Here is a 15,011-nt window from a genome sequence, read left to right as displayed (position 1 = left end):
TTTAGTGTAAAAAGTGCAAGTAGAAAACGGGGAAATATTTTTTAACGTAAGTAAACACTCATGATTGCTGCAATAATTGTTCCAACTACGCAAATACCTACTAATGTTAAAGCTATCCATACTATTTTCTTATTCATAGTCTTCTCCCCCTTACTTCACATTATCGCTTTTCTTTTAGTGATTATATCATGAAACACAAAAATTAGCTGTTATAATCAAACTTCTTTTGCCAGCTATTTAGCATGCTGTAGCTAGCCATTAATTGTGTTGTTACTTGTTTGAAAATTGGGCGTAATTCTGCATATTTCTTCGTGTTTTCACTAGGATGATAGACTGCTTTAATTGGAAGCGTTTGTTCCAGATTCAACGTTTTTAAAATTCCCAGCGAGCGCATTCCGATAATTGCAGCGCCTAAACTAGAACCTTCAATTGTATGTGGCACGCGAACTTCCCGGTCTAAAATATCAGCCAGCAATCTACACCAAGCATCATGCCCAGAAATACCACCCGTCACATAAATAATATCATCCGGAGCCGAAACTGCTTCATAGACTTCCGCGAGATTAAACGCAATTCCTTCTAAAATCGCGCGAATAAAATGTGCTTTGGAATGATTAATCGTGAGCCCAACAAAGCCCCCGCGAATATCGTTAGTCCAAAACGGAGCCCTCTCGCCAAGTAAATAAGGTTGAAAGAGCAATCCAGATGCGCCAGGAGCTACTTCATCTATATGAGCAATGAAACTTGCAAAATCGCGGTTCATAATCTCACCTTCAGATCCGAATTGCTGTAATCCCCATTCCACTACTTTTCCGCCATTATTGACGGCTCCACCAGCGATAAAATAGCCATCCCCGGCACCATAACAAAATGTCCGACCACGCGAGTCCACCTGAAATTCATTTGTTAATTTCCGAACTGCCCCGCTCGTGCCTACAGTAATCGTCACATCATTTCGCCCTGTTGCTTGAATACCAATATTCGCAAGCGCTCCATCACTTCCACCTACAATAAATGGCAAGTTTTCCGGAATACCCATTAAGTCCGCGTATTCTTTTTTCACGCCATGTAATTGGTAGGTTTCTGGAACTACTTTTGGCAAATAATCTGGGGTTAATTTGATGATTTCCATTGCTTCAAATTCCCAGTCATGTTCTAAAATGTTATAAAGTCCGGTTCCTGATGCTAACGATTCATCCATCACCCAGACGCCAAACAAACGATTCAGAATGTAAGATTTAATATCGACAAATTTCTCCGCGCGATGGAATAATTGTGGTTCATCTTCTTTTAGCCAACAAATTTTAGCAAAGGGGCTCATTGGATGTATCGGCGTCCCTGTCGCTTCATATAGTTGAAACAAGTAATTATCCCTTTTTATATTTTCAAGCGCCTCACTGCTTCGTCCGTCCGCCCAAGTGATACATTCAGTTAAAAGCTCTCCGTCTGCTCCTACCATAATTAAACTATGCATCGCCGAACTAAATGATATGCCTCTTAGTTCTGTTTTATCTATATCCTTCATTACGCCTTGGATAGATGTTATGACTGCTTCAAAAATTTCAGTAGGACTCTCTTCCGCTTTCCCCGTTTCATCCGTTACTAATTCATAATGCGTAGCTTCCCGGCAAATGACCTCACCACGTTCATTGAAAAGTACTGCTTTTGTACTTGAAGTCCCAATATCTACGCCCATTATGTAAGATTTGCTCGTCAAAACATTTCACCTCATATCTTTGTATCTTTTCATTATACGTCAAATAGTATAAATTTTGGGGCTAGGCTACTTGGATTTTTGCAAAAGAAAAAGCTAGAGAAATTCTCTAGCTTAGTTTATCGTATTAAATGTTTTAATTCGGCTTTCTTCACCTAGCACTATTAATGTGTTTTTATCGGCAAATTTAAGTACTTCTTTTGTGTTTGCTGCGCTTTGTGCTACACAACCTAAAGTATAATTATATTTCGGGGAGTCTACGTGATAAAACACAGCAGAACCCTTTCCCTTTATACGTTTAGCATTGTATTTAACTTCCATCCCGTAAATGTATTGTGGGATTTTCATTTTTTCGTCGGCAGAACTAGAAGAAGAACGTTCCTGCCAGGTATTATAAGCTTTATCTTTAGAATTAGAAATCCAATAACTACGATTAGTAATTGCTTTAAAAGTTAATTTCGTACCTGGATTTCCTTTTTGACCAAAAGCAATGCCTGTGCGGTAAACGCCAACTGGTGTCCCTGAGCTTTTTTCAGAGAACTTTGGATCAAAACCCCATTTTCCAATATGACTCGTAAAATGGCGAACTTCATACCAATTGCCGGCACTATTTTTCTGGAAAAAGTAAGTCGTTGCTGTAGTGCTTTTTGGTTTTGTTGTAATAATTGCTTTTTTACTATTCCAAAGTGCTGGAACGGTGTCAGCGATAGTTGGTTTGCCGATATTCGTGAAAGCTCGGGCGTCAATCCAACCAATATTCGTATTTCCGAGCTTGCAATAATACCATTTTGCTCTAGCTGTTTTTCCTTCGCGAGTAATAATGAGTGTCTTTTTATCATACTTTTTTGCCGAACCGAGATATTTTACACTACTACTTGTCTTGTATATTTTGTTAGTAATACCATCGTTTCGCTTCGACTGATTGACTACCCCTTTTAAATTAACTGCTTTGTCGTAAATGATTTTTTCATACGTTGCTGCTTCGGCGTTAAAGGAGTGACCAAGGAGGCTAACCATTAGAACAATAATTAAACCGCTTAATAACTTCTTCATTATTCGCTCCTTTTTTTCGAGTTATTCCCTATGACAATTAGCTTATTTTTTTCGTTTGCGTAATAGTAATATTGCTATAAGGATAACTATAACACCTGCTACAACGAAAATCCATTCCACGCCTTGATCCCCTGTTGCAGGTAAGTCTTCTTTGGATGCTTTAGGTGTGCTTGGTTTAGCTGTCGCACTTTTTACTGCGTTAGTTGTTTCGATTTTTTTCACGTTTGCCGGAGCTTTAACAACCACGTCATTTTCTTTTTTCGTTGGAACTTCATAGGTTACTTCTTCGCTGAAATTACCCGCTTCATCGAAAGCATAAGCGAAAATCTTTTTCGGCACTGTAGCCCACTGCGCGTAAAAATTGCCATCTTTATCTGCTTTTGTTACTCCCTCGCCAAAATTTTCATCTACGGGAGAAGTAATGTAGACACTTGCGAATGGTTTCGTTTTTCCAGTAAAAATCTTTGTTTCTAAATCAAAATTCATATCTGTGACAGTTAATTGGGCTGTTTTTTCTTTTACTAAATAATTTAATTTGACTGCTGTAGTTTTGCCTTCTTCATTTTCCCCAAGTAAGGTGATAACATGGATACCTGGTTCTGCTGTATTCAGTTTAGAATTCTCTGCTAAGCGATAATTTACTAATTTAGTACCTGTATGTGTTGTTAATGTGTCTGTAAAATCTTTTAGCGCAATTTTATCGTTTTGTTCATAGGAATAAACTTCAGCTGAATCGGTAATGTCGATAGTTGTTGGTGTAGTATTCTTCTGTGGTTCAGTAGCCTTTTGTGGTTCAGTAGTTTTAGTCTTTGGTGCTTCTTTTGGCGGTTCAGGTGTTTTTGAAGGATCTTCAGTGATTGTATTTTTAGTAGTATCTGTTATTTTATCTTCTGTTGGAGTTACATTGTTACCATTTTCATTTGTTTCAGCGCTTGCTGCCAATGAAAATGGAATGATAAGACTAGTTAACAAAGCTATAAGTACCAGCCCGTGGAATTTTTTCATAATAAATTCCCCTTTCGTTTTTTCATATATTAATCATAAGCAGAAATGAGTCAAAAGTCAATTTTAAATTACAATATTGTTACAAATGTTAAGAAAGTACTACAAAAAAAGCTTGCTAAGTTTTTTCTTAGCAAGCTTTTTTCTATAATTCAATAGGTCTATCTAATTGATAAAGCCGTTTATATCTTGGTTCCTCTGCCATTAATTTGGCGTGGCGGCCTTCCATCAATGTTTTTCCTTCTTCTAAAAATAATACTCGGTCCATTTTCTCTGCTCCTACTAAATGATGCGTTACCCAAATGAGTGATTTATCGGCTAATGTTTCGAAAATAGTTGCTAGCAAATCTCGTTCTGTAATGGGATCAAGTCCTACTGTCGGTTCATCTAAAATAACAATCGGCGTATTTTGAAGTAAAATCCGAGCTAGTGCAATCCGACCACGTTCCCCGCCAGAAAAACGCTCGCCCATCTCACTCATTTGTGTATGGTAGCCATCTGGCATACTCATAATAAAATCATGTAACTGAACTTTTTTTGCCGCCGCATAAACTTCCTCATCGGTGGCATCTTGATTTCCTAAGCGAATATTATTTAAAACCGTTGTACTGAAAAGATGTGCTTTTTGATTTAACATTGATGTAATTTCAGGGATTTGCGGTCTTAAATTCTCCACCTCAACACCGTTCATTGTTACTTTTCCAGCTGTTGGTAGTAAAGCTCCTTGAACCAATTTAAGAAAAGTTGATTTCCCTGTACCACTTCGACCGATAATCGCCACTTTTTCACCTTGTTCAAGTGTAAAGTCAAAACCGTCTAAGATTTTAGGCGACTTTTTATCGTAAGCGAAAGATAAATTTTCTGCTTTTAAAACTACATTTTCAGTATTAATACGGGCAATTTCTTTCGTTTCTTCTTCAAAGGTTGGAAGCGCTGGGTCTTCTATTTTGTCTAGACGGGCTAGCGAATCTTGGTAGAGCGATTTATCACTAATAGCGCTTGAAACTGGTACAAACGCTTCTGCAAGAGCCATTATAGCTAAAACGAAAGCAGCAATCATTGTTCCAGAAAACGCGCCATCACGAGACTCAGCTGTGCTCCAATAGACCATCACGATAACCATAAAACCAACAACTAACTGGCTAAAGAAATCACGCCAATTAACAAAATGAAACTGTTTATTTTCAGTTCGAAGCATATCCGCCTCGTCTTTTTCATAATTCGTAATAAATGTTTTTTCACGACCGCTAAATTTCCAATCGCTAATACCAAAAACAGCGTCAGTAAATTTTTGATACAAACTGTTTCGACCTTGTTTTAAATAAGCATTCTTACCGCGAGCATATAAAAGGGAGACCCATGGTAACACAAGCACGAGTAATCCAATTAAAAGTACGAAAAGCGCCGCAAATGGAATTGAAAATGCTCCAAGTGAAATAACGACGATTGCGTAAAGTACAAGGCTAACAATTGCCGGTAGCATCGTAGTCAAATAGAAGTTTTGCAAATGTTCAATATCACCAGCAAGCAAACCTAGAATATCGCCAGTTTTATAGCGCGATTTTAGTAGTAAAGCTTGTGGTTCAAGTAAACGATACAGTCGAACACGCATTTTTTCTAAAATTCGAAGCACAAGCGAATGGCTCGAAAGGCGTTCTACATAGCGTGAAACCGAGCGCATAATACCAAATGCGCGCACTCCAACGGTTGAAATATAGACAGCCATAATTGACTCTGGCATCAGGGACGATTTTGAAATCAAATGACCCGATGTAAACATAAGCGCTCCAGCTGAGGCAAAAGTCAGTGTTCCAAGGAAAATGACAAGTAAAAACAAGCCGCGATTTTCTTTAATATATGGGATAATCCAGCTACTTTTTCGCATCATACTTCCTCCAATTGGGCTTTGACTAAATTGTAATAGAACCCTTTACGCGCCAGTAGTTCCTCGTGCGTTCCTGTTTCGACCACAGCCCCGTGATCTAAAACGACAATTCTGTCCATTTCAAGCATCCAGTGCAAGCGATGCGTCGCGAAAAAGACAAGTCGATTTTCAAATAAGTCTAGCATTGGTTTTTTTAGTTCGTATTCTGTTTCAATATCTAAGTGTGCTGTTGGCTCATCCATTAGTACAACTGGACGATCCGTTAAGAAAGCCCGAGCAAGTGCAACACGTTGTTCTTGCCCGCCACTAAGCATCCGCCCTGATTCCCCAACAAGCGTTTCATAGCCATCTTCAAGCCCGGCCACAAGCTTATTTAAACCAGCTGATTCGGCTGCTTTTTTCATTTCCTCTTCAGTAGAATTAGGATGATAAAAGCGAATATTTCCAGCGATTGTATCATGGAAAAGGTACGGATGTTGCGGAATATAAGTTACTTGGGTTTGCCAATCAGTTGAAGCAAGCGCCGCACCAGTTTTTCCATTCCAGCGAAAATCTCCGGAAGTTGGTGTCAAAAAGCCACTTAAAACATCAATTAACGTCGATTTCCCAGCACCAGTCGCACCGATAATCCCAATTTTTTCAAAACCTTTCACAGTAAAACTTGCTTCATGTAGCGATTCAGCATCATCCGCGCCGTGCTTCACAGTAATTTTTTCAAAGGAGAACTCGGTATTTTCAGCAAATGGAGTTAGCGGTAAAGCGTCCGTTTCTGGCTTGTCCGCTTTAGCTTGGTCAATAATCCCTTGAATAACTCGACCCGCTTCCTGCCCGTCAAGTGTGGCATGGTAATCCGAGCCAACTTCACGCACTGGTAAAAAGTATTCTGGCGCAAGGATTAAAACACTTAGCGCAATCGGCAAGTTCATATTACCGTCAATAAGGCCAAGACCTAAGAATAAGGCAACAAGCGCAATTGAAAGCATTGTAAAGAAATCTAGCGCAAATGAAGACATAAATGCCACACGTAACGTTTTCATCGTAGCTTTCCGGTAGCGCGAACTAACCGAAGCAATTTTCCCTTCATGGTCATGACTTAATCCTAGATATTTCAAAGTCTCTAAACCTTTTAACGAATCTACAAAGTGATTGGACAGCACACGATATGTTTCAAACTGCGAATCAGCTTGTTTTTTCGCGGCTAATCCTAGAATAATCATAAATACAATTAAAATTGGCAAAGTAATCATCAAAATAAAAGCGGAAGTCCAGTCTTGAAAAGCAATATAAACCCAAATCATCGCTGGAATAATAGCCATATTCATCATTTTAGGTAGAAACAGTTCTAAATAATTCCGGAAGTCAGCTACACCTTCCATTACCATCGTTACAACTTTCCCAGTTCCTTCCGCTCGTGCAAAACGCGGTCCAAGCGCGAACAAACTATCTAGTAATTCTTCTCGCATTGTCTTCGCAAGTTTTGCAGCATAGCGATAAACGATTTGTTTTTTCCATACGTTCAAAAAGTGACGCAAGAAATAGGCCCCCGCGAAGAGACCTATTTGTATTGTGACTGATTGAAATGGATGCTCGTGAAATAAGTCAGTAATCGCGCGAGCTAAAGTTATCGCCATCACGATAATCGCAGCACCTTGAACAAGCGTGAAAACTGCGAGAATCGCCATTATTTTTTTAATTCCTTTGTAGTTCCTTAAATCTTTTCCCATTAATACGTCATTTTCTCCTTACTAGAAACGCGCTTACGGAAAACATAGTAGCTCCAAATTTGGTAACCAAGAACAAACGGCAATAGCGTAACGGCAACTATCGTCATCACACTTAGCGAATATTGTCCGGAAGCTGCATTTTCTATAGTTAAATCAAACGCACTGTTGATAGAGCTGATCATTACACGTGGGAATAGTGACACGAAAATCGTCGCAATCGTGAAGACAATTCCAAGTCCGCCGAATGTAAATGCTAAAATATCACGATCTTTCCAAATAAACAGGGCAGATAGCACGTACATAACGACTACAATTCCAATCATCAGTGGTACAAGTACAGGTCTAACTTGGAACATATCTGTATTGAAGTAAGCAAGTACAACGAAAATTACTAAAGCTGGTACAGTAATAAACCAAACACGTTTCGCCATACGACGAGCACGATCTTGAATATCTTCTTCTGTACGTAAAGTAATAAATAGTAACCCGTGAAGTAGGCACATAAGCGTAATCGTCACGCCACCCCATACGGAGAATACGGTAATGTAATCAAAGAAACCAGCATACATATCCATATCACTATTAATCGGCATACCTTGAATCAAACTAGCAAATAATACACCAAATAGGAATGGCGGTAAAATACTACCGAAGAAAATAACCCAATCCCACGTTTTTATCCAAAGCGGTGAATCTTTTTGACCACGGAATTCAAAAGAAACCCCGCGACCAATTAAAGCAAGTAATAAGAATACTAGTGGAATATAATACCCACTAAACATTGTTGCATACCAGTTTGGGAAAGCCGCGAAAATCGCGCCCCCTGCAGTTAATAGCCATACTTCATTTGCATCCCAGAACGGTCCAATCGTATTAACGAGTACGCGCCGTTCCAGTGCATTTCTAGCCATAAATCGTGTAGACATCCCAACACCAAAGTCAAAACCTTCAAGGAAGAAGAATCCAATGAATAAGATGGCGATTAATAGAAACCATAACTCATTTAGTGACAAAGCTTTCATCCCCCTTATCAAATGGATCTACGGAAATCTCTGCTTTTTCTGGTTTGTGTCCGTCTGGTCCTTTTTTAATTTCACGTATAAATAAGTAAACCAATAGAATGGCTAAAATCGTATAAATTGTTGAGAACGCAATTATCGAGAACAAAATTTGTCCTGATGAAACGTTTGGCGATACGGCATCAGCGGTTTTCATGTAACCGAAAACTACCCATGGTTGTCGCCCTATTTCTGTCATAATCCAACCCATGGAGTTCGCTAGGAACGGGAAGCCAATCATTGGAATCATGAAACGTAAATACCATTTTGCATTAACGAGTTTTTTCTTCCAAGCAAGCACGATACCGATTAACGCGAATAGAATCATTAACATACCTGCGCCAACCATGATACGGAAGCTCCAAAATGCTGTTTTAACTGGTGGGATGTAGTCACCTTCACCATATTTTTCTTCATATTGTTTTTGCAGCGTGTTCATACCTTCCACGCTACCAGTTAATGTTCCGTAAGATAAGAAACTTAGCGCGTATGGGACATTGACTTCCCATTCGTTTTTCTTTTCTTCCGGATTAATTTTGGCAATCATCGTCCACGGAGCTGGGTCAGCTGTATCTTCCCATATCCCTTCTGTTGCTGCCATTTTCATAGGTTGAGTTTTAACTAAGTATTGTGCTTGCGAGTGACCACTGAAAGCCACACCAAATCCACCTATTACCGCCATGACCATTGCAATTTGGAATGATCGTTTAAAGAAGGCGACATCTTGTTTTTTGAGCATCTTATACGCACTGACACCAGCAATGAAAAAGGCCCCAGTGGCAAATGCCCCGAAAATAACGTGCGGGAACTCCACAAGTAGTTGTCCATTAGTAATAAGTTGCAAGAAATCATTCATTTCTGCGCGGCCGTTCTTAAATTCAAAACCAACCGGATGTTGCATAAATGAGTTTGCAGCTAAAATCCAGAAACTAGACATGATTGTTCCGATTGAAACAAGCCAAATACAAGCTAAATGAAGCTTTTTGCCAAGTTTGTCCCAACCAAAAATCCAAAGTCCGATAAACGTAGATTCCATAAAGAATGCAAGTAACGCTTCGATAGCAAGTGGTGCTCCGAATACGTCCCCAACAAATCTAGAGTAATCCGACCAGTTCATCCCAAACTGGAATTCTTGAATAATACCGGTTACGACACCGACCGCGAAGTTAATAAGGAATATATGACCCCAAAACTTCGACATTTTTTTGTAAATTTCTTTCCCCTTCACGACATACAACGTCTCCATAAGAGCAACCATAAATACAAGTCCAATTGAAAGTGGTACAAATAAAAAATGGAAAATCGTTGTTGATGCGAATTGAAAACGGGCTAAAAATAGTTTATCCACCCTTTTCTCCTCCTTTTTATGCTTAAAATTGCTGTTTAGTCCCTTGCTTTTTTGCTTCTTTCTTAAAAACCTTGTGAAAAACCGCCCAAAGTGATGCGCCCAGTTGCTCTGTAATTCACAAAGCATAATAAAATAATATGTAATCCTTATTTTTCACGGGTTTAGGAACTAGTTAAGAAAGATTTTTACTTTATAATGAGTTCTATCTGGAGTATATTTTATCCTATTTTAAGGTAAATTTATTTAGTACTTTAGATGTTATTTTATTTTTGAGAGATTGTGATAAATTTCGCAATTATTAAGTGGCTGTAAATGTTGATAAGACTTATTGCTTTTTATTTCACAATAGAAATCGTAAAAGCATGATTTAGTATAATGAGTATTAAGACCTATTCTTTTTTTTACGTTTTCGCAATTCCCGGAAGAAACTTTTTAACATCGCGCTGCTTTCGGCTTCTAATAATCCAGCTTCTACTTTACACGTATGGTTAAATCGATCATCCTGCAATAAATTCATTAATGAACCTGCTGTTCCGGCTTTTGGATCTTTTGCTCCGTAATAAACTTTGTCAATTCGCGAAAGTAAAATTGCTCCACTGCACATCGGACATGGTTCTAGCGTGACATATAGTTCTGCGCCGCTAAGACGCCAAGAATTTTGGTGTTTACAAGCATCTTCAATTGCAAGTAACTCCGCATGAGTCACAGCATTCTGGGTAGTTTCGCGTAAATTATGTGCGCGACCAATAATTTCTCCATCTAAAACAACAACTGCACCAATTGGAACCTCTCCAATTTCCCGTGCCTTCTTCGCCTCCTCAAGCGCTTGTTGCATAAAGAAATCTTGTTCCATCTATGCACCTCATTTCTCAAAAATCACTCACTGCCATTTTATCATAGCTTGTATTAGATGTAAGAATAATCTGCTCAAATTTTCACAGGAATACTTTTAGTTGCTTTCATAAGGCATTTATATTACCATATATTAATACTAGGTACTAAAACAAAATTATCAAAATATACAATCTACTTGCAAAGGAGAATCATTATGAATTCAGAGAAATTAATTGCTCCAGAACTTTATAATATCACCGACGAGATTGCTAAATTTAGTTCTGAAAAAACTGCTTTAATTTGGAAAAACGAACACAATGAAACAAAAACTTGGAGTTACCGTCACTTGCTGGAACAAGCGAACAAATTTGCTAACGTTGTAAAAGATGCGGGCGTGAAAAAAGGCGACCATGTCATTGTTATGACGCCTAGACTACTAGAAACTTATGCCATATACATGGGCTTGTGGAAAGCTGGTGCCATTATTATCCCGGCATCTGAACTTCTTAAAGCACATGACTTAGAATACCGCATCCGCCATGCTAACGTAAAAGCAATCGTTTCTTACAATGGAATGACCGCTGAATTTGATAAAATCGAAAATATTCCTTCTGTATCGAAAAAAATTATTGTTGGCGAAAAATTATCCGGGTGGGATCACTACGAAACACTAATGGAAACTGCATCGACTGAATTTGAACGCGTAGAAACGTCTCGAGATGACGCTTGCCTACTTGCATTTACTAGTGGAACTACTGGTAATCCTAAAGGTGTTGTACATATTCACGGTTGGGGTTACGCGCACATTCGTATCGCAGCTGATCATTGGTTGGACATTCATGAGGACGATATTGTTTGGGCTACAGCAGGTCCTGGTTGGCAAAAATGGGTTTGGTCTCCGTTCCTTTCTGTACTTGGAAAAGGTGCGACTGGCTTCATTTACAACGGTCGCTTCATTCCAGAAAAACAACTACATTTACTGGAAGAAGAAAAAATCAATGTGCTATGCTGTACACCAACAGAATATCGCTTAATGGCTAAAGTAAATAATTTACGCGAACATGATTTAAGTGCCCTTCGTAGCGCCGTATCAGCAGGAGAACCTTTAAACCGCGAAGTTATTCAAGTTTTCCAAGACAATTTTGATATTAAAGTGCGCGACGGTTATGGTCAAACGGAAAGTACATTATTGATTGGGACACTGGTTGATACGCCAATCCGCCCTGGTTCGATGGGTAAACCGATTATGCCAGAATACATGGCAATTATTGATGCTGAAGGAACTCCAGTCGGTGTCGGTGAAATTGGGGACATCGCAATGCGCAGAGACTTCCCAGCACTTTTCAAAGAGTATTATAAAGAACCAGAACGTTTGCAAAAAGCGATTCGTGGTGATTATTTTGTGTCTGGTGACCGCGCTATCCGCGATGAAGACAATTATTACTGGTTCCAAGGACGAAATGACGATATTATTATTAGCTCTGGCTACACGATTGGACCGTTCGAAGTAGAGGACGCGCTCACACATCACCCAGCCGTAAAAGAAGTCGCTGTTGTCGCAAGTCCTGACGAAATCCGCGGTACAGTCGTAAAAGCTTTCATCGTCTTAAAAGATGGGTACGAGGGCACGGAAGACCTTGTGCATGAATTACAAACATTTACGAAAGAACAAACGGCTCCGTATAAGTATCCGCGCCGGATTGAATTTGTTGAAGCGTTACCGAAAACTGATTCTGGTAAAATTCGCCGCGTTGAGTTACGTGATGCGGAGTTTGCTAGTGTGCACGGATAATCAAAAACCCAGCCTTCCTAAATAGAAGGTTGGGTTTTCTTTTAAATATTCAACTCACTCGCCGCTTCCTCGTCCAGCACCACTGTGAAATTAGGGTGTAACTGGAAAATCGAGCTTGGAATGTCTTCTGTCACTGGGCCTTGTAGTGCTTTTTTAATGATTGCTGCTTTTTTCTTGCCGTTTGCGAATAGGATGACTTCTTTTGCGTGCATGACGCTTTTTGGTCCCATTGTTACGTAGTATTCTGGAACTTTTTCTGCATCGCCGCCAACTTCTCCTAGCAAAATATCGAACATATCTGGGCGTGATTGAACGGAAACAAGTCGCGTTTCATCGCCGAATTTGGTTACACCAGGTAAGTTTCCGCAGAAGTGACCATCTTCACCAATCCCGATTAAAATCGCATCCAAGCCACCAACTGCTTTCAAATGTGCTTCATGGTCTGTATAGTTTTTCGTATCTAGCATGTGAATTTGTTCTTCTGGAATGCCCGCCGGATCAAAATACATCGCTTTTAAATTACCAATAGTTACGCCATATTTTTCGTTTCCAATTGGAATTTCGTCAAAATTATAATAGCTGACATTCTTCAGTGGCGCTTTATCCTTCAATTCTTCTACCATCAGTTCATACATTCGCTTCGGTGTTGAGCCTGCTGTGATGGCTAAATGAACCAACTTGTCTTGATACATTTTCCCTAAAAGCAGTTGCATCGTTGTTTTACTCATATTTTCGTAATCTTTTTCCACAATAATTTTCATTTTTTTCACCTCTCGCTTTGAATTACCTTTATGATAAAGTGTATAGTAACTATAGAGTCAAGACGAAAGGGTGATAAATGTGGAACCGCTTTTTTCCATTGGGGAAATGGCAAAGAAAAGCCAACTCTCCATTCAACGACTGCGCTATTATGATAAAATTGGGCTTTTGGTCCCCGCTTTTACCGATCCGACTTCTGGGTATCGCTACTACAAAACGGCTCAAGAAGAACAACTCAACCTCATTCAAGCGTTGCAATATATGGGGTTTTCCTTGCAAGAACTCAAACAATATCTCGACAAAAACACATCGGAAAGCTTACCCAATTTGCTTATTAAATATCAACAAAAATTAAAGGATGAAGAAGCTCGCATTGCCCGTAAAAAGTGGCTTATTGACCGTTATCAAGGTTTATTAAAACGGGAAACTGAAACAACACAACCTCTAACAACGGCCCGACTTTTGCTTACAGAGCCACTTCTAACACCTGTTCATGCGGATATTTTAAACGACCCAGATTTCCATCAAGAAGTTCAGAAAACTGTGAGTCGCCTCGGTCTTTCGAAAAGCTATCAGCAGTTTCCTGGTTTTTTTATGTTAGACGGGCAGGCTTATCTTTTCATTGAACTAGATCATTCTATTGGCGCACTTGGTGAACGGCGTTTATTATCAAGTGAGCGGCAAGCTTTTGTCACGCCGCAAAACTTAGAAACGCCTCCAGAAAATGAAAATTACCTTTTACAAGAAACGGTGGCTTGGATTAATCAAGAGCTGGTTCACGGTTATTCATATGAAACAAAATTAACTTTTGAATAGATATTTTAGAAAGATTGGTTATAATAGAAAGAAATAACGTGGAGGTGGGCGCCGTGGAAATCAAGCAAATCAAAGCAAAAGACACGCAAGATATTAGGCACCGGGTTCTTCGCCCAGAACATCCTGAAGAAAACGCAATTTACCCTAATGATGATATGGATGGTACTTTTCATTTAGGCGCTTTTGAAAAGGATGTTTTACTTGGAGTTGCGAGTTTTTATCCGGAAAAATCAGCCATTATTAATAATCCTGCTCAGTACCGAATTCGCGGTGTGGCAACAGAACGACGGATGCGCTTGAAAGGCCTCGGCACAGCATTACTTGCAGAAGGTGAAGCGGAAATTTGGAAGCACGGCGCAGATATTATTTGGTGCAATGCGCGGATTGTCGCTGTTGGTTTTTATGAAAAACATGGCTACCGCAAAGTTGGTAAATCGTTTGTCATTCCTGGCATCGGCGAACATTACTTAATGAAAAAAGTGAATCCAAATAAAAAAGTGGACCAAGATAACTAATATCTGGTCCACTTGTTTTTTATAATTTAGAATAAGGTTGTGTATGAATCATCCAGGAGATGCCGTACTCGTCGACGAATTGTCCCATTTTCCCGCCCCAAAATTGCTCTTCGAAAGGTAACGTTACAGTTACTCTTCCCGATGAGCTCACTTTTTCAAAGAAAGCATCTGCATCTGCTACAGCCACAGGGTCTTCACTGTTAGAATCGAGCATAATCGAGATTTGGTTGGATGGTTTTACTTCTTTGCCGAATGAATCTGAACAAAATAAATTTGCCCCAAGGACGGTAAAGCCACCGTGAACTGTTGTGTTCTCTAGGTTTTCTTTTGCTAGACCAAACATTTCGCTTTGTTCCTCACTTACTGGAAGCCTTGAAATATTCGTTGCTCCGAACACTTCTTCATAATATCCTAAAGCCTCTTTTGCATTTTCAAAAGCCAAATACGGGTACATTTTTGCCATAAAAATCGCTCCTTTATTTTTAAGACGCTAGTTAGAAAATACCCAATT

General features: G+C 39.4%; 13 protein-coding genes. 3 read left to right on the top strand and 10 right to left on the bottom strand.

Translation table 11 applies throughout. The features are described 5' to 3' along the window. Positions 1-202: 202 nt before the first annotated feature. The 8 genes from AC4PG0_RS11870 to tadA all read right to left on the bottom strand — a co-directional run bounded on the left by AC4PG0_RS11870 (position 203) and on the right by tadA (position 10,637). Positions 203-1,717: a gluconokinase gene (locus AC4PG0_RS11870; protein ID WP_045552779.1), complete on the bottom strand. Its 1,515-nt coding sequence runs from the start codon at positions 1,715-1,717 to the stop codon at positions 203-205. A 111-nt stretch (positions 1,718-1,828) separates the two neighbouring features. Continuing rightward, on the bottom strand, positions 1,829-2,767 hold the full coding sequence (locus AC4PG0_RS11865) for a GW domain-containing glycosaminoglycan-binding protein (RefSeq protein WP_003772853.1): 939 nt from the start codon (positions 2,765-2,767) through the stop codon (positions 1,829-1,831). Positions 2,768-2,809: 42 nt separating this feature from the next. After that, entirely contained in the window at positions 2,810-3,772 is a 963-nt protein-coding gene (locus AC4PG0_RS11860) for an LPXTG cell wall anchor domain-containing protein (RefSeq protein WP_010991414.1), read from the bottom strand. A gap of 142 nt (positions 3,773-3,914) precedes the next feature. Continuing rightward, the gene (gene cydC, locus AC4PG0_RS11855; RefSeq protein WP_194323943.1) at positions 3,915-5,654 is read right to left on the bottom strand and encodes a thiol reductant ABC exporter subunit CydC; all 1,740 of its coding nucleotides are present in this window, start codon (positions 5,652-5,654) and stop codon (positions 3,915-3,917) included. After that, complete coding sequence (cydD, locus tag AC4PG0_RS11850; protein ID WP_492167574.1) at positions 5,654-7,378, bottom strand: thiol reductant ABC exporter subunit CydD; 1,725 nt, start codon at positions 7,376-7,378, stop codon at positions 5,654-5,656. The genes cydC and cydD overlap by 1 nt, the downstream gene beginning before the upstream one ends. Beyond that, positions 7,378-8,391 carry a cytochrome d ubiquinol oxidase subunit II gene (cydB, locus tag AC4PG0_RS11845; RefSeq protein ID WP_003727651.1) on the bottom strand — a complete coding sequence of 338 codons (1,014 nt, stop codon included), beginning with the start codon at positions 8,389-8,391 and terminating at the stop codon, positions 7,378-7,380. The genes cydD and cydB overlap by 1 nt, the downstream gene beginning before the upstream one ends. Then, positions 8,378-9,784 (bottom strand): cytochrome ubiquinol oxidase subunit I, encoded by a 1,407-nt coding sequence (locus AC4PG0_RS11840; protein WP_003722078.1) that lies wholly within the window; start codon positions 9,782-9,784, stop codon positions 8,378-8,380. Before AC4PG0_RS11840 ends, cydB begins: the two co-directional genes overlap by 14 nt. A gap of 382 nt (positions 9,785-10,166) precedes the next feature. Then, the gene (tadA, locus tag AC4PG0_RS11835; protein WP_003764308.1) at positions 10,167-10,637 is read right to left on the bottom strand and encodes a tRNA adenosine(34) deaminase TadA; all 471 of its coding nucleotides are present in this window, start codon (positions 10,635-10,637) and stop codon (positions 10,167-10,169) included. A gap of 195 nt (positions 10,638-10,832) precedes the next feature. On the opposite strand from tadA, the gene mbcS reads away from it, so the two are divergent. Next, positions 10,833-12,410, top strand: a complete 1,578-nt coding sequence (gene mbcS, locus AC4PG0_RS11830; protein ID WP_492167573.1) for an acyl-CoA synthetase MbcS — start codon at positions 10,833-10,835, stop codon at positions 12,408-12,410. 41 nt (positions 12,411-12,451) lie between these two features. Here the strand turns inward: mbcS and AC4PG0_RS11825 are convergent, their stop codons facing one another. After that, complete coding sequence (locus tag AC4PG0_RS11825; protein WP_033533788.1) at positions 12,452-13,171, bottom strand: glucosamine-6-phosphate deaminase; 720 nt, start codon at positions 13,169-13,171, stop codon at positions 12,452-12,454. A 79-nt stretch (positions 13,172-13,250) separates the two neighbouring features. On the opposite strand from AC4PG0_RS11825, the gene AC4PG0_RS11820 reads away from it, so the two are divergent. Together AC4PG0_RS11820 and AC4PG0_RS11815 are read left to right on the top strand one after the other, a co-directional pair. Then, positions 13,251-13,985: a MerR family transcriptional regulator gene (locus AC4PG0_RS11820; RefSeq protein ID WP_492167572.1), complete on the top strand. Its 735-nt coding sequence runs from the start codon at positions 13,251-13,253 to the stop codon at positions 13,983-13,985. Between the two features lie 53 nt (positions 13,986-14,038). Next, positions 14,039-14,500: a GNAT family N-acetyltransferase gene (locus tag AC4PG0_RS11815; protein WP_492167571.1), complete on the top strand. Its 462-nt coding sequence runs from the start codon at positions 14,039-14,041 to the stop codon at positions 14,498-14,500. 19 nt (positions 14,501-14,519) lie between these two features. Here AC4PG0_RS11815 and AC4PG0_RS11810 read toward each other — a convergent pair whose 3' ends face one another. Further along, positions 14,520-14,963 (bottom strand): VOC family protein, encoded by a 444-nt coding sequence (locus tag AC4PG0_RS11810; protein WP_003772844.1) that lies wholly within the window; start codon positions 14,961-14,963, stop codon positions 14,520-14,522. Positions 14,964-15,011 lie beyond the last annotated feature (48 nt).

Source organism: Listeria sp. MAN/IMW/UF464 (assembly GCF_058683955.1).
This window is presented reverse-complemented; position numbering and strand designations above follow the sequence as displayed.